This window comes from Actinoplanes sp. NPDC051388, assembly GCF_055586225.1.
Genome location: NZ_JBVJIP010000006.1, coordinates 377,724 through 397,918, shown reverse-complemented (window position 1 = coordinate 397,918; position 20,195 = coordinate 377,724). Strand labels below are relative to the sequence as shown.

Annotated in this window: 18 protein-coding genes; 11 read left to right on the top strand and 7 right to left on the bottom strand. The window is 70.8% G+C overall.

Annotated features, from left to right (window positions below; genetic code table 11):
- Positions 1 to 32 precede the first annotated feature (32 nt).
- The 4 genes from ACZ6TI_RS18385 (at position 33) to ACZ6TI_RS18370 (ending at position 5,429) form a co-directional block, all read left to right on the top strand.
- Positions 33 to 1,439 carry a GMC family oxidoreductase gene (locus tag ACZ6TI_RS18385; RefSeq protein ID WP_465346254.1) on the top strand — a complete coding sequence of 469 codons (1,407 nt, stop codon included), beginning with the start codon at positions 33 to 35 and terminating at the stop codon, positions 1,437 to 1,439.
- Between the two features lie 44 nt (positions 1,440 to 1,483).
- Entirely contained in the window at positions 1,484 to 2,161 is a 678-nt protein-coding gene (locus tag ACZ6TI_RS18380) for a class I SAM-dependent methyltransferase (protein ID WP_465346253.1), read from the top strand.
- A 130-nt stretch (positions 2,162 to 2,291) separates the two neighbouring features.
- Positions 2,292 to 3,857, top strand: coding sequence for an LPXTG cell wall anchor domain-containing protein (locus tag ACZ6TI_RS18375; RefSeq protein WP_465346252.1), 1,566 nt, complete (start codon positions 2,292 to 2,294; stop codon positions 3,855 to 3,857).
- A 42-nt stretch (positions 3,858 to 3,899) separates the two neighbouring features.
- Complete coding sequence (locus ACZ6TI_RS18370; protein WP_465346251.1) at positions 3,900 to 5,429, top strand: hypothetical protein; 1,530 nt, start codon at positions 3,900 to 3,902, stop codon at positions 5,427 to 5,429.
- On the opposite strand, the gene ACZ6TI_RS18365 is transcribed toward ACZ6TI_RS18370, so the two are convergent.
- On the bottom strand, positions 5,419 to 6,786 hold the full coding sequence (locus tag ACZ6TI_RS18365; protein ID WP_465346250.1) for a HAMP domain-containing sensor histidine kinase: 1,368 nt from the start codon (positions 6,784 to 6,786) through the stop codon (positions 5,419 to 5,421). The two genes, ACZ6TI_RS18370 and ACZ6TI_RS18365, sit on opposite strands and share 11 nt — an antisense overlap.
- Positions 6,783 to 7,460 (bottom strand): response regulator transcription factor, encoded by a 678-nt coding sequence (locus ACZ6TI_RS18360; protein WP_465346249.1) that lies wholly within the window; start codon positions 7,458 to 7,460, stop codon positions 6,783 to 6,785. The genes ACZ6TI_RS18365 and ACZ6TI_RS18360 overlap by 4 nt, the downstream gene beginning before the upstream one ends.
- Positions 7,461 to 7,572: 112 nt before the next feature.
- Between ACZ6TI_RS18360 and ACZ6TI_RS18355 the strand changes: the two genes are divergently transcribed.
- From ACZ6TI_RS18355 to ACZ6TI_RS18330, 6 genes are all read left to right on the top strand, one after another.
- Entirely contained in the window at positions 7,573 to 8,145 is a 573-nt protein-coding gene (locus ACZ6TI_RS18355) for a hypothetical protein (RefSeq protein WP_465346248.1), read from the top strand.
- Positions 8,145 to 9,209: a peptidoglycan-binding protein gene (locus ACZ6TI_RS18350; protein ID WP_465346247.1), complete on the top strand. Its 1,065-nt coding sequence runs from the start codon at positions 8,145 to 8,147 to the stop codon at positions 9,207 to 9,209. The genes ACZ6TI_RS18355 and ACZ6TI_RS18350 overlap by 1 nt, the downstream gene beginning before the upstream one ends.
- The gene (locus ACZ6TI_RS18345; protein ID WP_465346246.1) at positions 9,206 to 9,913 is read left to right on the top strand and encodes an ABC transporter ATP-binding protein; all 708 of its coding nucleotides are present in this window, start codon (positions 9,206 to 9,208) and stop codon (positions 9,911 to 9,913) included. Before ACZ6TI_RS18350 ends, ACZ6TI_RS18345 begins: the two co-directional genes overlap by 4 nt.
- A complete protein-coding gene (locus tag ACZ6TI_RS18340; protein ID WP_465346245.1) occupies positions 9,910 to 11,112 on the top strand; it encodes an ABC transporter permease in 1,203 nt (400 codons plus the stop codon). The genes ACZ6TI_RS18345 and ACZ6TI_RS18340 overlap by 4 nt, the downstream gene beginning before the upstream one ends.
- A gap of 110 nt (positions 11,113 to 11,222) precedes the next feature.
- A complete protein-coding gene (locus ACZ6TI_RS18335; protein ID WP_465346244.1) occupies positions 11,223 to 12,119 on the top strand; it encodes a shikimate dehydrogenase in 897 nt (298 codons plus the stop codon).
- The gene (locus tag ACZ6TI_RS18330) at positions 12,076 to 13,479 is read left to right on the top strand and encodes an Nramp family divalent metal transporter (RefSeq protein ID WP_465346243.1); all 1,404 of its coding nucleotides are present in this window, start codon (positions 12,076 to 12,078) and stop codon (positions 13,477 to 13,479) included. Before ACZ6TI_RS18335 ends, ACZ6TI_RS18330 begins: the two co-directional genes overlap by 44 nt.
- Here the strand turns inward: ACZ6TI_RS18330 and ACZ6TI_RS18325 are convergent.
- The 5 genes from ACZ6TI_RS18325 to ACZ6TI_RS18305 all read right to left on the bottom strand — a co-directional run bounded on the left by ACZ6TI_RS18325 (position 13,457) and on the right by ACZ6TI_RS18305 (position 18,329).
- Positions 13,457 to 15,244 (bottom strand): bifunctional sugar phosphate isomerase/epimerase/4-hydroxyphenylpyruvate dioxygenase family protein, encoded by a 1,788-nt coding sequence (locus tag ACZ6TI_RS18325; RefSeq protein WP_465346242.1) that lies wholly within the window; start codon positions 15,242 to 15,244, stop codon positions 13,457 to 13,459. The genes ACZ6TI_RS18330 and ACZ6TI_RS18325 overlap by 23 nt on opposite strands.
- 8 nt (positions 15,245 to 15,252) lie before the next feature.
- Complete coding sequence (locus ACZ6TI_RS18320; protein ID WP_465346241.1) at positions 15,253 to 15,897, bottom strand: TetR/AcrR family transcriptional regulator; 645 nt, start codon at positions 15,895 to 15,897, stop codon at positions 15,253 to 15,255.
- A gap of 146 nt (positions 15,898 to 16,043) precedes the next feature.
- On the bottom strand, positions 16,044 to 16,877 hold the full coding sequence (locus ACZ6TI_RS18315) for a hypothetical protein (RefSeq protein ID WP_465346240.1): 834 nt from the start codon (positions 16,875 to 16,877) through the stop codon (positions 16,044 to 16,046).
- A gap of 118 nt (positions 16,878 to 16,995) precedes the next feature.
- Complete coding sequence (locus tag ACZ6TI_RS18310) at positions 16,996 to 17,715, bottom strand: hypothetical protein (protein WP_465346239.1); 720 nt, start codon at positions 17,713 to 17,715, stop codon at positions 16,996 to 16,998.
- Positions 17,712 to 18,329: a SigE family RNA polymerase sigma factor gene (locus tag ACZ6TI_RS18305; RefSeq protein ID WP_465346238.1), complete on the bottom strand. Its 618-nt coding sequence runs from the start codon at positions 18,327 to 18,329 to the stop codon at positions 17,712 to 17,714. Before ACZ6TI_RS18305 ends, ACZ6TI_RS18310 begins: the two co-directional genes overlap by 4 nt.
- A 271-nt stretch (positions 18,330 to 18,600) precedes the next feature.
- Between ACZ6TI_RS18305 and ACZ6TI_RS18300 the strand changes: the two genes are divergently transcribed.
- The gene (locus ACZ6TI_RS18300; protein ID WP_465346237.1) at positions 18,601 to 20,190 is read left to right on the top strand and encodes an MFS transporter; all 1,590 of its coding nucleotides are present in this window, start codon (positions 18,601 to 18,603) and stop codon (positions 20,188 to 20,190) included.
- The last annotated feature ends 5 nt before the right edge of the window (positions 20,191 to 20,195 follow it).

Genomic DNA, 20,195 nt, shown 5'->3' with positions numbered 1-20,195 from the left:
GAACGTATACGTCCGTGCACTGGGATCCGGGGATGTCCTCCCGGTTCGACTTCCTCGTCGTCGGCGCCGGCACCGCGGGTGCGGTGCTGGCGGCCCGGCTCTCCGCGGATCCGGACGTCCGCGTGCTGCTGATCGAGGCGGGCGCCGGGCGGGACTTCGAGACGGTGCCACAGCGCCGGCTCCGGGGCGGGGTGCTGCGCTGGTCGCGCGCCGGCAACGGGCTGACGCACATCCGCGCCGACCGGGCGAGCTACGACGACTGGGCGCTGGTGGGCTGGGGTTACACCGATCTGCTGCCGTTCCTCAAGCGGAGCGAGACCGCCGCGCACGGCGATCCGGTCTTCCGGGGTACGCACGGACCGATGCACGTGTCGGTGCCGGACGGGACCGAGCCGCTGTGGGAATCGTGCTTCGAGGCGGCCGTGGACGCGGGGCATGCGGCCAACCCCGACGGCAACGGCGCCGAAGCCGATGGCACGTCCTGGAACGAGCTGACCGTGGTCCGCGGGCGGCGGCAGAGCGCGGCGGACGCGTACCTGATGCCGGTCCTCGACCGCCCCAACCTGACCGTTCGCACCGGCCTGCGGATCGACCGCCTGATCTTCGACGGCGACGCGTGCCGTGGCGTGGCCGTCGCGGACGACCTGATCCACGCGGACCGCGAGGTCGTGCTGGCCGTGGGCCCGATCGGCAGCCCGCACCTGCTGCAGCTCTCCGGCGTCGGCCCGGCCCGCCACCTGCGCGCGCTCGGCATCGGCGTGGTCACGGATCTGCCCGGCGTCGGCGCCAACCTGCACGACCACCCGAGGGCCGAGATCGCCTATCGGACCCCGATGCCGGTGCGGGCCCGGCGTCTCGCCCGCGAGCCGCACGTCCTGCTCCGCAGCGGCTTCTGGACCCGGCCCGACCTGCAGCTGACCTTCCTGGACGAGGTGCTGCACCCGCGCGCGGCGCCCGGCCCGGAGGACGGCTTCTCGGTGCGGTTCAGCCTGATGACCCCGGGCAGCCGCGGCACCGTGCGGCTGGCCGGCCCGGACCCGCGGGCGCAGCCGCTGATCGACCCCAACTACCTCTCCGACGAGAGCGACGTGCGGCGGATGGTGACCGGCTTCCGGATGGCCCGCGAGGTCGGCATGGGCAAGGCACTGGCGCACCTCGGCGGCGTCGAGACGAACCCCGGCCCGGATACGTTCACCGACGACGAACTGATCGCCCACCTGCGGCGGAGCATGTCGACCCACGATCACCCGGGCGGCACCTGCCGGATCGGCATCGACCCGCTCGCGGTGGTCGATCCGAGCCTGCGGGTGCGCGGCGTGACCGGCCTGCGGGTGGCCGACGCGTCGGTGATGCCGAGCCCGATCGCCGGCCACGCCAACGCGACGGTGCTGGGCATCGCCGAGCGGGCGGCCAGTCTGCTGACCGGTGAAACAACCTGATCCCGCTCTGGTGCACACAGTGGACGCGGGGGGAGGATGTCCGCGTGCGGGAGAAGCCGTCAGCCGAGGATGTGCATGCCGGGCAGGCCGTCTATTCGCGGCCCGTGCTGTCGGCCTACGACCTGTTCGTGCTGGGGTTCTCCTGCCGGTTCATCTGGCGCTGCCCCAAAAAGCTGATGCTGGACAACTACAACCGGTCGATCGGTGAGCGGCACGCCGAGTTCGGCGTCGGCACGGGTTATCTGCTCGATCACTGCAAGATGGCGGTCACCGACCCGCAGATCACCCTGGTCGACCTCAACCAGAACTCGCTGGACGCCGCGGCCGCCCGGATCAAGCGCTACCAGCCCAGAACAGTCCGGGCGAATGTACTCGAACCGATCCCGGGGCTGGCCGAAAGGTCGTTCGACTCGATCGGGATGAACTTCCTGCTGCACTGCGTGCCCGGCACCTGGGAGCAGAAGGGCGCGATCCTCGCCAACGCCGCCCGGCTGCTCAAGCCCGGCGGCAAGATCTTCGGCTCCACGATTCTGTCCAGCGGACTCGAGACCAGCTGGCCCGCGCCCGCGCTGATGGGCCTCTACAACAGAAAAGGGATCTTCCATAACGAGCAGGACGACAAGTGGGGGTTCATGGACGAGCTCGTGCGGCACTTCGACGAGGCCGAGGTCACCGAGCGTGGCTGCGTGATGCTGTTCGAGGCAGGCGCACCCAAGGGGTGATTCCGGGACCGGCGGGCCGTTCGGCTGGATGTGAAAGCCGTTCGGATGAGGTGGACGCCGGTGGGACGGCGGCGTATCGACGTCTCCCTCTATGCTTCCCTCTCCCGCTTGATCCTGAAAGGACACCACGATGGCGCAAACCCCGGTTCGGCGCGCGTTCGCCGGGCTCGCGGTCACGGTCGCCGCGCTGGCCACGAGCGCCACGCCGGCGTTCGCCGCCCCGGCCACCGCCGACATCACGATGTTCGTGCCGGACGTGACCGTGCCGATCGGCACCGACGGCGCCGTGGTGTCCCCGGTCTGGTGGAGCGACGTGGAGATCTCCGTCGCCGAGCCCAAGCTGGTCTTCCGGCTCGACGAGGCGCTGCCCGGGGTCTCCCTGTCGGCGGCCGAGGGCTCGGCCGACTGCAAGAGCGTGTCGGCGCGCGAGCTGGTCTGCACCGACTCGTTCGAGCTGGGCATCGGCCCGGATGGCATCACCGGCGCGTTCCGGCTGCTGGTCACCGCGGCCGACGGCGCCACGGTGCCGGGCGAGCCGACCCAGCTCACCTCCACCTTCTCCGGCAAGGGTGTCGAAGAGGTCGTCGCCTATTCCAGGGTGATGCCGGCCACCGCCGTCGACCTCACCGCGGGCGCACCGGTCGAGGCGAGCGCGGCGCCCGGTGGCAAGTTCACCGCCGCGATGACCGTGCGAAACTCCGGCGACGTCCCGGTCGTCGAGTCGGCCCTGGTGTTCTACAACGACTATGCGATCAAGCCGGGTGAGACCTTCAGCAACTGCCTCTACACCGACGGCCTGCTGCGCTCGTGCTCCTTCGACGACCGCATCGAGATCGGCGGCACATACGCGGCCGAGCTGCCCTATCAGCTGCGGGCCGACACGCTGGCCCCGGGCAACGAGTACGGCGAGGTCCGCTGGATGACCGCGGCGGAGCTCGAGGACTACCAGAACTTCCTGGAGCTGCACGGCATCGAGCGCGGCAAGCCGGGCACCGGCGACGTGCTGCACCTCGAGGACCGCTCGGCCGCCAAGCGCGGTCTGCTGGGGCCGTACGCGGACGCCAACCCCGACGACAACTCGAGCTACCTCGAGGTCAAGGTCACCGGCAAGAACGGCGCCGACCTGGCCGCGTTCGGCAGCGAGGCGACCGGCAAGCTCGGCGCCGACGTGACCGTGAAGGCCGGCGTGCGCAACGTGGGCAAGGCCGCCATCGACTACGGCCGCCTCGGCTCGTCGCCCGCGGTCACCGCGGTCTACGCCCCGACCGGCACCAGCTTCAAGGCGATCCCCGAGGTCTGCGAGCAGGTCGAGGGCCGGGACGACAAGGTCGAGTGCTACTTCTCCGACTACCTGATCGTGCCGGGCGACGAGGAGACGTACGAGTTCACGCTGCACATCGACAAGGTCGTCAAGAACGCCAAGGGCAACGTGGTGGTCAACGAGCCCTGCGATTGCGAGCGCTTCCTGCAGGACATCAACCTGGCCAACAACAAGGCCGTCGTCCTGCTCAACAAGCCGGCTCCGCCCGCCGGCTCCGGCGGTGGCACGGGCAGTGGCTCCGGCAACCGCCCGAGCCTGCCGGTGACCGGCCCGGCCGGCTCGGTGGCGGCGATGATCGGCCTCGGCATGATGCTGCTCGGCGCGGCCATGTTGGTGCTGACCCGGCGCCGGCCGACCACCACCCTCGAGAACTGACTCTCCCCTCGAAGCATCACCCCTGAAAGGACAACAGAAACAATGCTGTACACCCCTGCCCGGCGCGCGTTCGCCGGGCTCGCGGTCGCGGCTGCCGTGCTCGGCACGAGCGCCGCTCCGGCGCTGGCCGCCCCGGCCGGCACCGACATCTCGATCTACCTGCCGGACGTCACGACGCCCGTGGGCGGGGGCGGCGCGGTGGCGTCCCCGACCATGTGGAACGACGACGAGATCGCCGTCACCGAGCCCAAGATGGTCTTCAAGCTCGAAGGCGACGTGACCGGCCTCTCGCTGTCCAACATCGAGGACTCGACCTCGTGCGAGTCGGTCTCGGCCATCGAGCTGGTCTGCTCGGACTGGTTCGAGGTCTACATCGGCCCGTGGGGCGCGAACCCGTTCGAGGCGGTCGTCAAGGCGGACAAGTCCGCGCAGGCGGGTGACGTGGCCAACCTCGTCACCACCTTCTCCGGCCAGGGCGTCGACGAGATCGTCGCCACCTCCAAGGTGCGCGTCGCCGAGTCGGTCGACCTGACCGCCGGCGGCCCGGTGGAGGTCAGTGCCGCGCCGGGCGGGAAGTTCACCGCTCCGATGTCGGTGCACAACTCCGGCGACAAGGCGGTCACCGAGACCGCCGTGATCTTCTACAACGACTACGCGATCCAGTCGCCGGAGCAGTTCAGCAACTGCCGATACAGCGAGGGCTGGCTGCGCTCCTGCGTCTTCGACGAGACCGTCGAGGTGGGCGGCACGTACACGGCGAACCTGCCGTACCGGCTGGGTGCCGACACGCTGGCGCCGGGCGGGGAGTTCGGCGAGGTCTCCTGGCTGACCGGGGCCGAGCTGGAGGACTGGAACGGCTTCCTGGAGGCCAACGGCATCGAGCTCGGCACGCCGGGCGACGGTGACGAGCTCTCGCTGCAGGAGGTCTCGCAGCGCAAGGCGAAGGCCGCGCCGCCGCAGGCCGACGCCAACCCGGGCGACAACTGGAGCCACCTCGAGGTCAAGGTCACCGGCAAGAACGGCGCCGACCTGGCCGCGTTCGGCAGCGAGGCGACCGGCGAGGCCGGCGACGACGTGACCGTGACCGCGGGTGTCCGCAACGTGGGCAAGGCCGCGATCGACCTGAGCCGGGTGGGCTCCTCGCCGGCGGTCACCGCGGTGTACGCCCCCGAGGGCACCAGCTTCAAGCTGATCCCGGAGACCTGCTCGCCGGCCGAGGGCCGGGACGACAAGGTCGAGTGCTGGTTCGACGACTACCTGATGGTCCCGGGCGACGAGGAGACGTACGAGTTCAAGCTGCACCTCGACGAGGCTGTCGCGAACGCCAAGGGCGACGTGGTGGTCAACGAGCCGTGTGAGTGCGAGCGCTTCCTGCAGGACGTCAACCTGGCCAACAACAAGGCCGTCATCCTGCTCAACAAGGGCGACACGGGCGGCGCCGGTGGCGGCGGCAGCCTGCCGGTGACCGGTCCGGCCGGGATGGCCGCCGGGATCGGCGGCCTGGCGCTGCTGGTGCTCGGCACCGTGGGCTTCGTGCTGGCGCGCCGGCGCCGGCTGACCTTCACGAGCTGATCCAGGCCGGGCTCCCCGGAAGGCGGATCGAGAACTTCGCTCCGCCTTCCGGGGACTCGCCCACGTCGACCCGGCCGCCGTGCGTGGCGGTCACGTCGGCGACGATCGCCAGACCCAGGCCGCTGCCGGACATCGCCCGGGCCGTCGGCGACCGCCAAAATCTCTGAAACACCTGCGGGCGCTCGAAATCCGGGATGCCCGGCCCCTGGTCGGACACCGTCACCACGCCGTCCCGCAGGGTCACCGTCACGGTCGACCCGCCCGGCGCGAACTTGATCGCGTTGTCCAGCAGGTTGAGCACCGCCCGTTCGAGGGCGCTCGCCTCGCCCACCAGCACCCACGGCTGCAGGTCCACCACGATGGTGTGCCGCCCGCGCCGGGACGCCCGCCCCACCGCCCGCTGGACCACCTCGTCCAGCCGCAGCGGCGCCGGGGCCGCGGCCGGCTCCTCGTGGGCCAGCAGACTCAGCTCGCCGGCCAGCCGGCTCAGCTCCGACAGCTGCGCGGAGAGACTGTGCAGCAGGTCCCGGCGGTCCACCGGGGACAGTGCCCGGCCCGATTCCTCGCTGCGCACCAGCAGCTCGACGTTGGTGCGCAGGCTGGTCAGCGGCGTACGCAGCTCGTGCCCGGCGTCCGCGATCACCTGCTGATGACGCTGCCGGGCGGCCTCCAGCGCCGTGGTCATCTTGTTGAACGCGCCACCCAGCCGCGCCACCTCGTCGGTGCCGGACACCGCGATCGGCACGTTCAGATCCTGCGTCGCCGCCACGTGCTCGGCGGCCATCGTCAGGCCGTCCAGCGGCCGCAGCCCGGTCCGCGCGACCGCCCAGCCGGCGATCAGCGCCCCGAGCGCACCCAGCCCACCGGCCAGCAGCAGCGCGAAGGCCAGCGTGCGCAACGTGTTGTCCATCTCGGTGAGATCGCGCCACACCGTCAGCGCGTAGCCCGGCCCGACCGGCATGGTGGAGGCACGCACGTGCATGCCGTCGCTGGTGGTGGCATCGCGCGGCGCGGTCGCGGTGGCCCCGTTGGCGACCGCGATGTCGGCCGCGGTGACGGGCAGCCGGGGCGACTGGTCGAAGGTGCAGGACGTGCCGTCCGCGCGGACCACCTGGATCGAGCCCAGCCCTTCCGCCAGCACCGGCGGCAGTGCCCCGGCCCGGCAGATCCACTCGGGCTCGATGAACCTCTCCAGGCGTGTGCTGAGCGGGCTGCCCCGCAGCGTGTTGTCGACCTGCGCCTGCATCACCTGCGACGTCGTCCACCAGGCGAGTGCCGCGACCGCGGCGATGGCCACCGCGACCGCCGCGGCACTCATCAGGGCGAGGCGGGCACGCAGCCCGGGGCGCCGGCTCATTGCGGCGTACGCAGGGTGTAGCCGACGCCGCGCACGTTGTGCACCAGGCGCACCGGATTGTGCTCCTCGGTCTTGCGCCGGAGATATCCGATGTAGACGTCCAGCGTGTTGGAGCCCGGATCGAAGTCGTAGCGCCACACCTCGGCCAGGATCTGCCGCCGGGTGAGCACCTGCCGTGGATGACGCATGAGCAGCTCCAACAGGTCGTACTCGGTGCGGGTGAGCACGATCGGCCGACCGGCCCGGACCGCCTCGCGGGTGCTGGTGTCCAGCTCGAGGTCGTCGAAGCGCAGCACCCGCGGCGTCTCGGTGGTGGCCGACCGGCGCAACAGCGCGCGCAGACGGGCGAAGAGCTCCTCCAGCGCGAACGGCTTCGGCAGATAGTCGTCGGCGCCCGCGTCCAGCCCGGTGACCCGGTCGCGGGTGCCGTCCCGGGCGGTCAGCATCAGCACCGGCACGTCGTCGCCCTGGGTGCGCAGGCGCCGGCATGTCTCCAGCCCGTCGAGGCCGGGCATCTGCAGGTCCAGCACGACCACGTCGGGGCGTTCGGCGCCGATCGACGCCAGCGCTCGCCGGCCGTCCGGCGCGGTGGTCACCTGGTACCCCTCGAAGGTGAGGCTGCGGCGCAGGCTGTCCCGCACGTCGGCGTCGTCGTCCACCACGAGAACACGCATCGTCACATGATGGCTCGCATTGCTTCTCCGGCGAGCGGGCCGCAGCCGAATCTCATCCAGTTCTCAGACTCGGCTCACCCGGCCCTTAATGCCGGGCCCGAGCGTCTTCCACATGACCACACCACATCGCCTTCTGGCCCTGCCATTGCTGGCGCTCGCCGCGGTGCTGAACGTCGGCGCCTGCAGCGGCGGCAACGACGACTCGGGCGGCGTCGCCACCCTCGACCAGGGCCCGGCTCCCTCCGCGTCCGCCTCCGGCGACCTGGAGAAGCAGCTCAACGACTATGTGACCTGTCTGCGGGACAACGGCGCGAACGTGCCCGACCCGACCGTGGACGACGAGGGCCGGGTCTCCTTCGGCGGCGGCGCCGGGAGCTGGCAGTCCATCGATCGCGACAAGTTGCGGGCCGCGCAGGAGAAATGCGGAGAGCCTCCGGAGGGTCTGACCGCCGGATTCCGGGCGGACGATCCCGCCCTGCAGGACGCGGCGCTGAAGTTCGCCGAGTGCATGCGAAAGGAGGGCGTCGACCTGCCCGATCCGGACTTCTCCAAGGCCGGCCAGGGCGATGGATCCGGACCGTTCGGGAAGATCGACACCGATGACCCGAAGGTGGCGGCCGCGTTCGAGGTCTGCCAGAAGGTGTTCGCCGACGCCGGCATCCTCCCGCGCGGCGGAGGCAATTGATGCGGGCACGGACCTTCGCGATCCTCTCGGCCGTGGTCGTGCTCGCCGCGGCCGGGGTGATCGTCCGGCAGCTGGGCGTCGGCGCCGAGACCACCGGCGGTCCGGCCACCGCGACCGGCACCGCCAAGGTGGTGCGCCGCGACCTGGCGGTGACCGAGAACGTCGACGGCGAGCTCGGGTTCGCCGGCGAACGTGACCTCGGCGCACACCGTTCCGGCGTGATGACCTCGCTGGCCGCCGCTGGCCGCACCGTCAAGCAGGGCGGAGCACTCTTCGCCGTGAACGTCGAGCCGACCGTCCTGCTCACCGGCAAGGTGCCGGCCTATCGCGAGCTGAACACCGGCTCGTCCGACGGCGACGACATCGAACAGCTCGAAAAGGCCCTCAAAGCCCTCGGGTACGGCGATGACCTGACCGTGGACGAGAACTTCACCCGGGCCACCGCGGACGCCGTCGAGGACTGGGAGGACGACCTCGGCCGGGCGGACCCGGACGGCACGGTCGAGCTCGGCGACGTGGTGTTCGCGCCCGGTGACCTGCGGGTGGTCAGCCAGCCGGTCTCGGTCGGCGCCGGGGTGCAGGCCGGCACGCCGGTGCTGACCGTCAGCTCGACCGGCAAGGTGGTCAACGTCGACCTCGAACTGGACAAGGCCGATCTGGTCGCACCCGGCGACGTGGTGACCGTGAGCCTGCCGGACGGCCGGGACACCCCGGCCAAGGTCACCGACGTCGGCGCCGACCCGCAGGCCAACGCGGCCGATCCGAACGCCGACCCCACCGTCGAGATGGTGGTGACCCTGACCAGGGCGGCCGACGCCGCGGACTTCGACAGCGGCTCGGTCACCGTGACCATCGAGCAGTCCCGGGACGAGGACGTGCTCGCCCTGCCGGTCACCGCGCTGCTCGCGCTGGCCGAGGGCGGCTATGCGATCCAGGTGGTCGACCCGGCCCAGCCCGGCGGATATCGGCTGGTCGGCGTGGAGACCGGCACGATCACCGACTCGTTCGCCGGGATCACCGGGACCGGTGTGCGCGAGGGCCTGGAAGTGGTGGTGCCGGGATGACCCCCGACGTGGTCCTGGAACTGCGGGACGTGATCAAGGAATATCCGACCGACCCGCCGACCCGGGTGCTGCACGGCGTCGACCTGACCGTCTGCCGCGGCGAGCTGCTCGCCATCGTGGGCCCGTCCGGCTCCGGCAAGACGACCCTGATGAACATCATCGGCACCCTCGACCGCCCGACGTCCGGTCTGGTGCGGGTGGCCGGGCACGACGCGGCGACGCTGTCCGACCGCGACCTGTCGGCGTTGCGTGGCAAGGCGATCGGCTTCGTCTTCCAGCAGTTCTTCCTGCTCTCCGGGATGACCTCGCTGGACAACGTGGCGGACGGCCTGCTCTATCACGGCGTCTCCCGCGGCGAGCGGCGCAGGCGGGCCACCGAGGCGCTGCACCGGGTCGGGCTCGGCCACCGGCTCGACCACAACCCGGAGAAGCTCTCCGGCGGCGAACGGCAGCGGGTGGCGATCGCCCGCGCGCTGATCGGCCGGCCCGCGGTGGTGCTCGCCGACGAGCCCACCGGCAACCTCGACTCGGTGTCCAGCGCGTCCATCCTGGAGCTGCTGCACGAACTGCACGCCACCGGCTCGACCATCGTGGTGATCACGCACGATCGGGAGATCGCGGCGCATCTGCCGCGCCGGGTCGCGATGCGCGACGGACGGATCGAGCACGACTCGGGCCACCCGCTGGTGGGGAGTGCGGCATGACCGTCGTTCTGGAGCGCAGCTCGCTGCACGCCGGCGACCTGCTCCGGGTCGGCTCGATCGGGCTGCGCACCCGGCGGATGCGGGCCGCGCTGTCCGCGCTGGGCATCGCCATCGGCATCGCCGCGATGGTGGCGGTGCTGGGCATCTCCGACTCGTCGAAGGCCGACCTGCTCGCCTCGCTCGACCGGCTCGGCACCAATCTGCTGACCGTGCAGGCCGGCGGCGGCATCGGGGCGGGCGCCGACCCGGTGCTGCCGACCACCGCCGAGCGGATGCTGACCCGGATCGGGCCGGTCGAGCAGGTCAGCTCGGTCACCCCGGTGGACGGCACGGTGTTGCGGACCGACCTGATCCCGCGGACGCGCACCGGCGGAATCACCATCAAGGCCGCCGACCCGGAACTGCTCGGCACGCTGGGGGCGACCATGCGGGACGGCGTCTGGCTGGACTCCAGCCGCGGCTCGCTGCCGGTGGTGGTGCTCGGCTCGGTGGCCGCGGACCGTCTCGGCATCACCTCGGTCGGCGACGGCGCCCGCATCTATGTGGACGGGCAGTGGTTCAGCGTGATCGGCATCCTGAACTCGATCGAGCTGGCCCAGGACCTCGATCGGACCGTGCTGATCGGCCGCCAGATCGCGATCGACCGGCTCGACGCCGACGAGGCGCCCGGCACGGTCTATGTCCGCAGCGATCCGGACGCGATCGACGACGTGCGCCAGGTGGTCGCCGCGACCGCCAACCCAGCCGATCCCGACCAGGTGTCGGTGTCCCGCCCGTCCGACGCGATCGCCGCCAAGGCCGACGCGAGCAGCGCCTTCACCGACCTGTTCCTGGCCCTCGGCGCGGTGGCGCTGCTGGTCGGCGGCGTCGGCATCGCCAACGTCATGGTGATCTCGGTGCTCGAGCGGCGTTCCGAGATCGGCCTGCGGCGTGCGCTGGGCGCGACCCGGCGGCACGTCAGCCTGCAGTTCGTGGCCGAGGCGCTGGTGCTCTCCGCGATCGGCGGGGTGGGCGGCGCGCTGCTCGGCGCGATCGTCACCGGCGCCTATGACGTGATCCGCGGCTGGGGGCTGCTCATCCCGTGGACCGGCATGGTCGGCGGGGTCATCGCGGCCGTGGTGATCGGCGCGGTGGCGGGTCTCTATCCGGCGATGCGGGCGGCGCGGTTGTCACCCACCGAAGCCCTCCGGACGGTGTGATCAGCGCGGGTGGGGGCCCAGAGGGCCCGAGTGTTTCGGTCTCTTGACAAGAGTGTGTCGGTCGAGGCTTACTAACGTACTAGTTCGTACATCGATTGTGGTGATCGCGGGTGCGATGTCGGTATGGCTTGATCGGCTCGGGGATCGGGTCCTCGCTGTCCCCGGCGCTGCACGAGGCCGAGGGTCGCGCACACGGGCTCGACCTCGATTACACCCTGTTCGACACCGGCCTGCCCGAGACCGGCGCCGACCTGGCCACGCTGCTGGCCGGCGCGGAGGCCGAGGGCTTCGCCGGGGTGAACGTCACGCATCCGTTCAAGCAGCGGGCCGTCGGCCTGCTCGACGAGCTGTCCCCGCTGGCCCGGGACATCGGCGCGGTCAACACCGTGGTGTTCCGCCACGGCCGGCGGATCGGCTACAACACGGACGCCTTCGGTTTCGCCGAGGCGTTCCGGCGCGGGCTGCCAGGTGCATTGGTGGACCGCGTAGTCCAGCTGGGCGCGGGTGGCGCGGGCGCCGCGTGTGCCTTCGCCCAGTTGGGCGCCGGGGTCCGCCATCTCACCGTGGTGGACCCGGACGCCGACCGGCGGGGGCTGCTCGCCGAGGCGCTCAGCACCCGTTTCGAAGTGGACCGGATCGCGGTCGCCGCGCCGGCCGAGATGCCGGCCGCCCTCGAGGCCGCGGACGGCCTGGTGAACGCCAGCCCGGTCGGAATGCGGACCAACCCGGGGCCACCGCTCCCGGTCGGCCTGCTGGACCCGCGGATGTGGGTCGTCGACATCGTCTACATGCCGGTCGAGACCGAGCTCCTGCGCAGCGCGCGGGCACTGGGTCTGCGCGCACTCGGCGGCACGGCGATGTGCGTCTTTCAAGCCGCCGCGGCGTTCGAGCTGTTCACCGGTCGCCGCCCGGACACCGCGCGCATGCTCTCCCACCTCAACCTGCTGCTCCAGGGAGAAACCGATGAGCCGTCCCCTATCGCAAGCAATCGACAGCGAAACCCGTGACCTGCCCGAACCGATGTCCCTGCGCCGCATGGTCGGCCCGGGAGTGGTCGCGGTCGGCATCGGCCTCGCGGCCGGCGAGATCATCCTGTGGCCCTACCTGACCACGATCGGCGGCCTCGGCCTGCTCTGGCTGGCGATCACCACACTGCTCGTCCAGTTCGTCATCAACATGGAGATCGAGCGCTACACGCTGGCCACCGGCCAGACCGCGGTGGCCGGGTTCTCCCGCTGGTGGAAGGGCTGGGGCATCATCATCTGCCTGGCCGGCGCCTTCCAGTACGTGTGGCCGGGCTGGGCGACCAGCGGCTCGACGGTGTTCACCTATCTGGTCGGCGGCGGCGATCCGGTCTGGATCACGGTGGTCGCCCTGGTCGTGATCGGCGTGCTGCTCTCCGCCTCGAAGGTCATCTACAAAACCGTCGAGCGGGTCGAGATCGTCAAGGTCGGGCTCACGCTGTTCTTCCTGGCCGTGGTCGTGATCTTCGTGATCTCGGCGGCCACCTGGGGCGAGGGCGCCAAGGAGTCGGTGGTCGGCTTCGGCCAGATCCCGGAGGGCATCACGTTCACCCTGATCCTCAGCGCGATCGGTGCGGCCGGCGCCGGCGGTGTGCACAACCTGGTGCTGAGCAACTGGATCCGGGACAAGCGCTACGGCATGGGCGCGCACGTGCCGCGGCTGATCTCGCCGATCACCGGGCAGGAGGAGGCGGCCGGCGCGGGGCGCTACACGTTCCCGCAGGACGAAGTGAACCTGGCCCGGTGGCAGGTGTGGTGGAAGCGGGCCAACACCGAGCACGCCTTCGCGTTCCTGCTGGTCTGCTTCCTGACCATCACGATCATGAGCCTGCTCGCGTACGAGACGCTCTTCGGCCGGGACGACGTCAAGAACGACCCGTCGTTCCTGCGGATCGAGGGCGAGGTGCTGGCCGCGGAGGTCGGCACCTGGCTGAAGCTGCTGTTCTTCGCGATCGCCGCGGTGTCGCTGTGGGCCGCCGCGATGGGCCTGCTCGACGTGATCGGCCGGGTGGCGAGCGACTTCGTGCGGCGCAACTACCTCGCCGATTCCGTGCGCTGGACCGAATCCCGGCTCTATCTCACCGTGGTGTGGGCGGAGATCGTGCTCGGATCGGCCATCCTGCTGGCCGGCTTCACCCAGCCGCTCGGCCTGCTGATCGTGTCGACCTGCGCGGCCTCGGTGGTCACGCTGCTCTACTCGTGTCTGCTGGTCCGCCTGAACACCCGGGATCTGCCGGAAGCGATCCGGTTGCGCGGCTGGCGGCTCGGCGGGCTGGTGCTGTCGATCGGCTTCTACGGCTTCTTCGCGATCGCCATGGTGGTCACTCAGCTGCAGAAGCTCTAGCCAGCCGCAGGTGCCGGTGCGCGGCCATGCGCACCGGCGCGTTGGCCTCCCCGAAGCCGTCGTATCCGGCCCGCCGCTGCACGATCTCGAAGAACACCCGCCCGCCGTAGACCGGCGTGTAGAGGTGCAGCAGCTCGCCGCCGTCGCTGCCGCCGTCGTAGAGAATCCCGTGCCGCCGCAGCGAATCTACTGTGGACGCGGAGAGTGCGAACCGCGCCTGCAGGTCGGCGTAGTAATTGTCCGGCACCGGAAGTGTTGCCCCGCCGAGCTTCTCGATCGCGGCGGCGGTCGCGAAGATGTCGGCGGTGGTGAAGGCGACGTGCTGCGGGTCGGCCACGGCCGGGGCCCATTCGCCCCGGCGCAACAACGCGACGGTCAAGGCGAGACGGACGGTCCGGCTCTCGTTCGCGTACGCCCGGGAGCGCATCAACCCGAACGGCGCCGCATACTCCTCAGTGGACAGCCGATCGAGCCCGAGCACCGCCTCGTAGAAGAGACCGGCCTCGTCGAAGTTGTCGAACGGCTGCGCGAGTCCAAGATGGTCGGTCGCGAGCAGGCCGGCAGAAGAACGAGCGGACTCGCCGGTGTCGAGGAAATCGGCCAGCGAGAGGCTGAAGAACAGCGAGGTGCCGTCGGGTGCGCCGATCGCCACCAGGTCCGCCTCGCGTGGCCCGCGCGCCCGCGGCAGGGGTGGGGCGAGCAGGGCTTCCGCGCGTACCCGGGAATGGTCTGGATTGTCACTCGTCAAGGCGAACGCGCTGAGCGCGGCGGTGCCCGGCGACTGCGGACGGGTGACGGCGCTGTTCAGGATCACTCGGCAGGCGCCCTGCTCCCACAACTCGACGGGCTTGGATCGGTGCTGTCCGGTGTGCGTGAAACCGAGACCTCGCAACGCGTTCTGCAGTGCCGGCCCGGACTCGCCGTCGACCGCGAACTCGCTGAACCCGTGTTCGATCAGGGTCGGCGCGGGCGGCACCCGGTCGTGCAGGGCGATCAGCGAGCGCATCCCGTCGACCGCTGTGCGCACCGGATCGGACTGCCGGAAGACGTCGTTGAAGACCTCCAGCGACAGCGGTCCGGAATAGCCCGTGGCGAGCACCCGGCGCACGAAATCGGGCAGGTCGAAGGCGCCCTGCCCGGGGAAGAGCCGATGGTGGCGACTCCACTGCAGGACGTCCATGCTCAGGTTGGGGGCGTCGGCGAGCTGCAGGAAGAAGACCTTGCCCGGGGTGATCGCCTCGATCCCGGCGACGCTGACCTCGCGGGACAGCACGTGAAACGAGTCGAGGCAGAGGCCGAGCGCGGGGTGGTCGGCCGCCCGCACGATCCGCCACGAGTGGTCCCAGGTGGACACGTGGCGTCCCCAGGCGAGTGCCTCATAGGCGATCCGCATGCCTCGGCGGTGCGCGCGCTCGGCCAGCAGCGCGAGTTGCTCGGCGGCCAGCCCGTCGTCATCGATCGCCGCGGGCGAGACCGAGGAGCAGACCAGCATCGTGTCCGCGCCCAGTTCGGCCATCACGCCGAACTTGTGCTCGGCCCGGGCCAGGTTGGCCGCCAGCCGCTCGGACGGCACCGCCTCGAAGTCGCGGAACGGCTGGTAGAGGTCGATGGTGAGGCCCAGTTCGGCGCACCGGGCGCGCACCTCGGCGGGCGACCAGGGCGAGACCACCAGGTCGTTCTCGAAGAGCTCGATGCCGTCGAACCCGGCCCGTGCCGCGGCCGCGATCTTGTCGTCGAGCGTGCCCGAGACGCACACGGTCGCCATCGCCCGCTTCATGTGCCGCTCAGGTAACCGGCCACCATGTCGGCGACCATCGTGCGGTAGTGCTCGCGGGTGGCCGGGTCGAGCAGGTCGCGGCCGAAGATCGCGCCGAAGGTGTGCCGGTTCGCCACCCGGAAGAAGCAAAATGCGCTGATCATCATGTGCACGTCGAGCGGGTCGACGTCGCCGCGGAAGACGCCGTCGCGCTGACCCCGGTCGAGCACCTCGCGCAGCATGCCGACCGCCGAGCTGTTCAGGTCGACCAGCCGGGCCACGTGCGTCATGTGCCGGCCCTGCTGCGCGTTTTCCGCGCCGACCAGCTGGATGAAGGACGGATGCGCCTCGTGGTGGTCGAAGGTCACCTCGGCGAGGCGGCGGATCGCGGACACCGGGTCGAGGTGCTCGACGTCGACCGTGCGCTCGGCGGCCCGGATCTCCGCATAGGCCCGCTCCAGCACGGCCAGATAGAGCTGTTCCTTGCCGCCGAAGTAGTAATAGATCATCCGCTTGGTGGTGCGGGTGCGGGCCGCGATCTCGTCGACCCGCGCGCCGCTGAAACCGTGACCGGCGAACTCCTCGGTGGCTACCTCGAGGATGTCCGCCCGGGTACGGTCGGCATCACGACGGCGATCGGTCTGCGCCTCGGCTGCCGCCATGCCGGCCTCCCCCATACAAAACGGTCACTACGAACGTACCAGTCCGTTCATCGGACGCTACGTGGTAGTGGCCGTTCTGGGTTGAACTCTGGGATCGGCGGTCACCGTGCGGCCACGGTGACCGCCGATCTCCCAGGCCGGCGAAATCAGTCGGCCAACGCGCAGGGGGCGAGGGCGTCGAGTCCGACCGGCTTCGCCGCGGTGCGGCCGATGGCGGTGGCGATCCGGTTGATGGTCGCGAACCGCTTGTCCTCCAGCGGTCCGAGGATGGCGTTCTGCACGAAGTTCGGGCCACCCTGGCCCTTGGTGCTGATGATCCGGGCGTTCGCTTCGGCGATCTGGGTGTCGAGCAGCGCGAGGTTGCGCTCGACCTCGGCGGCGGCCGACGCCGGGATGGCGGGCAGCTCGGAGGCGACGTCGGGGCAGGCGATCGCACCTTCGGTGTCCACCTCCTCGGCCGGCGGTGCTTCCTCGGCCGGCGGGGCCTCCTCAGCCGGCGGCGCTTCGGCCGGCGGGGCCTCCTCGGCCGGCGGTGCTTCCTCGGCCGGCGGGGCTGCCTCGTCGCCACCCAGCGAGCACGGCGCGAGTCGTTCGAGGCCCTGCGGGCGTTCCGCGGCCCGGCCGATCGAGATGGCGATCCGGTCGATGGTGGCGGCCCGCTTGTCCTTCAGCGGTCCGAGGATGGCGTTCTGCACGAAGTTCGGGCCGCCCTGACCCTTGGTGCTGATGATCCGGGCGTTCGCCTCGGCGATCTGGGTCTGCAACAGCGCGAGGTTGCGTTCGACCTCGGCCTGGGCCCGAGCCGGAATGGCGGGCAGCTGCGACGCGACGTCGGGGCAGGAGATCGAGCCCGCGGCCGCGCTGTCGCTGCCGCCGTCGTCGGCCAGTGCCACACCGAGCCCGCCACCGGCCATCGCCAGCACCGCGACGCCGACCGTCACCGGCAGCCGCCACCGGCGGGAACTCTGGCTGCGGTTCATGCTCTTCACCTGACTTTCGCTCCGGGGATGTTCACCGGTCGATACGCGCGGCGAGTTCAGGGCCGATCAAGAATTCCCGGACTTTGCGAAGTGCCGCCGAAGGTTGCTCGCGGCTTCCTTAAGTTCGGCTGAAGTTGCCGTTCCAGGCGCCCTCGGACCGGTCCGACGTAGCATCAACCACATAAGAATCGTCCGCTTTGTCGCGGCCGGCCCGGTGCTCGAACTGAGCGGCGAACACCCAGGTGCCCGCCGCCAGCGTCGCGCCGTCCCTCAGCTTGAAGGTGTAGACCAGCGCCTTCGCCGTCTCCCGCACCGATATCTCGAGGTCGGTGTTCGGCACCGTGCTGAAGCGCCCGGCCGGACGCGACTCGCCGGCGCGCGGCACGGTGATCGTAACCTCGACGTCGTCGGCCTTCTTCTTGTTGTGCACCGTCACCGTGTTCTGCGTCCAGGTCGCCACCGAGTTCTTGTCCACCGTCCCGGCACACTCCATGAAGGACGGCCGGACGGTGGTGGCCTTCGACGGCGGCGCCTTGGTCCCGGGGGTCGTCGGCTTCGGCTTCGAGGTCGTCGGCGGCGACTCCGCCGGGGTGGTGGTCGCCGGAGGAGCGATGGCGACCACGGGTGGCGGGTCGGCCTCATCGCTCAGCTGTACGCCGACCACGCTCGCCACCGCGACGCCCAGCACCGCGGCAGCGGCCAGCACCGGGCGCAGCCGATCCCGTCGCTGGGCGGCTGCCCGGCGCGCGGCGGCACGACTCGCGATCGCGCCCCGGTCCGGCTGATAGGCCGACGCGGCCTCCCGCAGCTCGGTGCGCAGCCGATCCGGATCCGTCATCGCCCCTCCAGGGCCGGAACGGATGCCGACCGGAACCGCGGCCGGGTCTCCGGGGCCTGCTCGGACCGGCGGGTCGCCAGGGACTGGGCGAAGCCGGCCGGGGACCCGCCGCTCGGTGGCGTCGTGTCGGTCAGCATCGCCGCCAGTTGGTCGGCGCCACGTGAGGTGTGGCTCTTCACCGCGCCCACCGAGATGCCCAGGATCGCCGCCACCTCCTTCTCCGACACGTCGAACGCATAACGCAGGATCACGCACTCGCGCCGCCGCAGCGGCAACCGGCTCAGGGCCGCCCGCACGTCCAGCACCGCGGGCACGTCCGGGCCGTGGAACTCCTCGTTGCGGAAACGGCTCCGCAGCAGGCCCAGGCGTTCCCGGCGGTCCCGCCGGACCCAGCCGCGGGCGAGATTGGCGAGCACTCCGCGCGCGTACCCGAGGGGGTGCTCGGCCGAAGTGACCCGGCGCCAATGCCGCCAGATCTCCACCAGCGCGTCGGCGGCGAGGTCGGCGGCGACGTTGGGATCGCCGGTGATCAGGTAGGCCAGGCGCGCCAAATCGGCATGGTGCTGCTCGAAGAACGCCTGGTAGGCGGTCTCCTTGTCAGCACGACCGGACATCCGGCTCCTCGGCTCGTTCACCCACGGGACCTGTGACGGTCAGGCTGCCCCGGAGCCGTGGGGGGTTCACCGGGGCAGCCGAACCGTACATAGATAGGTGGCTCGGGGCCCACAAAAGGTTGCTCGATCTTTCGAAGAAATTTGGGCGGGGTGATCACGGACACATTCGATACGAGTCCGTTCCGTATTGGTGGCAGGCGTCGTAGTGTCCTCCGTGATACGGATCAGTTCCGTATCGTAATTGCACGGTCCTTCGGAAGAGAGCATCCACATGGACGCACCCGTCACGCCACAGACCGGCCACCCCCGGCGGTGGGCGATTCTGGGCGTACTCGTCATCAGCCTGCTGGTCGTCGTGCTGGACAACACCGTCCTGAACGTCGCCCTGCGGATCATCGCCGACCCGGAGCGCGGGGTCGGCGCCAGCCAGAGCCAGCTCGAGTGGGCGATCAACTCCTACACGCTGGTCTTCGCCGGCCTGCTCTTCACCGCGGGCGTGCTCGCGGACCGGCTCGGCCGCCGGATCACCCTCATCTCCGGGCTCGCGATCTTCGGGCTCGCGTCCCTGATCTCCGCCTATGCCGACTCGGCCGACCAGCTCATCTGGGCGCGGGCGCTGATGGGTCTGGGCGCGGCGGCGGTCATGCCCGCCACCCTGTCGATCATCGCCAACGTCTTCGACCCGAGCGAGCGCGGCAAGGCCATCGGCGTCTGGGCCGGCGCGGTCGGGCTCGGCGTGGCCATCGGCCCGATCGTCGGCGGCGTCCTGCTCGAGAACTTCTGGTGGGGCTCGGTCTTCCTGATCAACGTGCCCATCGTGATCGTCGGCATCGTGCTGCTCGTCATCCTGGTGCCGGAGTCACGCGACCCGAAGCCGGGCCGCATCGACGTGGCCGGCGTGCTGCTCTCCATCATCGGCCTCTCCCTGCTCACCTACGGCGTGATCGAGGGCGGCGAGGCCGGCTTCGGTGACCCGCGAGCGTGGGGCACCCTGGTCGCCTCGGTGATCGTGCTGACCGCCTTCGTGCTCTGGGAGCGGCGCGTCGCCTTCCCGTCGCTGGACGTGCGGCTCTTCACCAACCGCACCTTCTCGGCGAGCACGGCCGTGATCGGGCTGGTCTTCTTCGCCGCCATGGGCACCATGTTCTTCAGCGCGTTCTATCTGCAGCTGGTCCGCGGCTATGGCCCGCTCGCCTCGGGTGCGCTGTTCGTCCCGTTCGCGGTCGCTCAGATGATCTTCGCGCCACGCAGTGCGGCGATGGTCAAGCGGTTCGGTCCGCGCGCGGTCGGCACCGTGGGCATGCTGCTCGTCTCGGTGAGCATGCTGGCCTGGCTGTGGATCGACGCGACCACGCCGATCTGGATCGTCGGCGCGGTGTTCTTCGTGATCGGCGTGGGCACGGCGAACGTGATGCCGCCGGCCACCGAGTCGATCATGGCGGCGCTGCCGCGGGAGAAGGCCGGCGTCGGCTCCGCGGTCGGCAACACCATCCGGCAGATCGGCGGCGCGCTCGGCGTGGCCGCGGTCGGCGCGGTGACCAGCTCGCTTTACCGGGACAACCTGAACGGCGCGGCGAGTGCTCTGCCCGACGGCGCCCGGGAGACGGCCGAGTCGTCGATCTCCGGCGCCTACGGCGTGGCCGAGCAGGTCGGGCCGGCCGGCTCGGCACTGGTGCAGAGCGCGAACGACGCGTTCATCGTGTCGATGCACTACGCGGCCGTCGGCACCACCGTGATCGCACTGCTCGGAACCCTGGTCGCGGCCTTCTACCTGCCCCGCCTGCGGCCCGCCGCGGCGCCGGCGCCGACCACCGAGGAAGGGCTGGCCGAGGAGCAGGGCGTCGCCCTGGCCGAGGTCTGATCGCT

Coding starts and splice junctions, on each gene's coding strand:
- ACZ6TI_RS18385 (WP_465346254.1), top strand. CDS start 33: ATGTCCTCCCGGTTCGACTTCCTCGTCGTCGGCGCCGGCACCGCGGGT.
- ACZ6TI_RS18375 (WP_465346252.1), top strand. CDS start 2,292: ATGGCGCAAACCCCGGTTCGGCGCGCGTTCGCCGGGCTCGCGGTCACG.
- ACZ6TI_RS18370 (WP_465346251.1), top strand. CDS start 3,900: ATGCTGTACACCCCTGCCCGGCGCGCGTTCGCCGGGCTCGCGGTCGCG.
- ACZ6TI_RS18365 (WP_465346250.1), bottom strand. CDS start 6,786: ATGAGCCGGCGCCCCGGGCTGCGTGCCCGCCTCGCCCTGATGAGTGCC.
- ACZ6TI_RS18360 (WP_465346249.1), bottom strand. CDS start 7,460: ATGCGTGTTCTCGTGGTGGACGACGACGCCGACGTGCGGGACAGCCTG.
- ACZ6TI_RS18355 (WP_465346248.1), top strand. CDS start 7,573: ATGACCACACCACATCGCCTTCTGGCCCTGCCATTGCTGGCGCTCGCC.
- ACZ6TI_RS18350 (WP_465346247.1), top strand. CDS start 8,145: ATGCGGGCACGGACCTTCGCGATCCTCTCGGCCGTGGTCGTGCTCGCC.
- ACZ6TI_RS18345 (WP_465346246.1), top strand. CDS start 9,206: ATGACCCCCGACGTGGTCCTGGAACTGCGGGACGTGATCAAGGAATAT.
- ACZ6TI_RS18340 (WP_465346245.1), top strand. CDS start 9,910: ATGACCGTCGTTCTGGAGCGCAGCTCGCTGCACGCCGGCGACCTGCTC.
- ACZ6TI_RS18330 (WP_465346243.1), top strand. CDS start 12,076: ATGAGCCGTCCCCTATCGCAAGCAATCGACAGCGAAACCCGTGACCTG.
- ACZ6TI_RS18325 (WP_465346242.1), bottom strand. CDS start 15,244: ATGGCGACCGTGTGCGTCTCGGGCACGCTCGACGACAAGATCGCGGCC.
- ACZ6TI_RS18320 (WP_465346241.1), bottom strand. CDS start 15,897: ATGGCGGCAGCCGAGGCGCAGACCGATCGCCGTCGTGATGCCGACCGT.
- ACZ6TI_RS18315 (WP_465346240.1), bottom strand. CDS start 16,877: ATGAACCGCAGCCAGAGTTCCCGCCGGTGGCGGCTGCCGGTGACGGTC.
- ACZ6TI_RS18310 (WP_465346239.1), bottom strand. CDS start 17,715: ATGACGGATCCGGATCGGCTGCGCACCGAGCTGCGGGAGGCCGCGTCG.
- ACZ6TI_RS18305 (WP_465346238.1), bottom strand. CDS start 18,329: ATGTCCGGTCGTGCTGACAAGGAGACCGCCTACCAGGCGTTCTTCGAG.
- ACZ6TI_RS18300 (WP_465346237.1), top strand. CDS start 18,601: ATGGACGCACCCGTCACGCCACAGACCGGCCACCCCCGGCGGTGGGCG.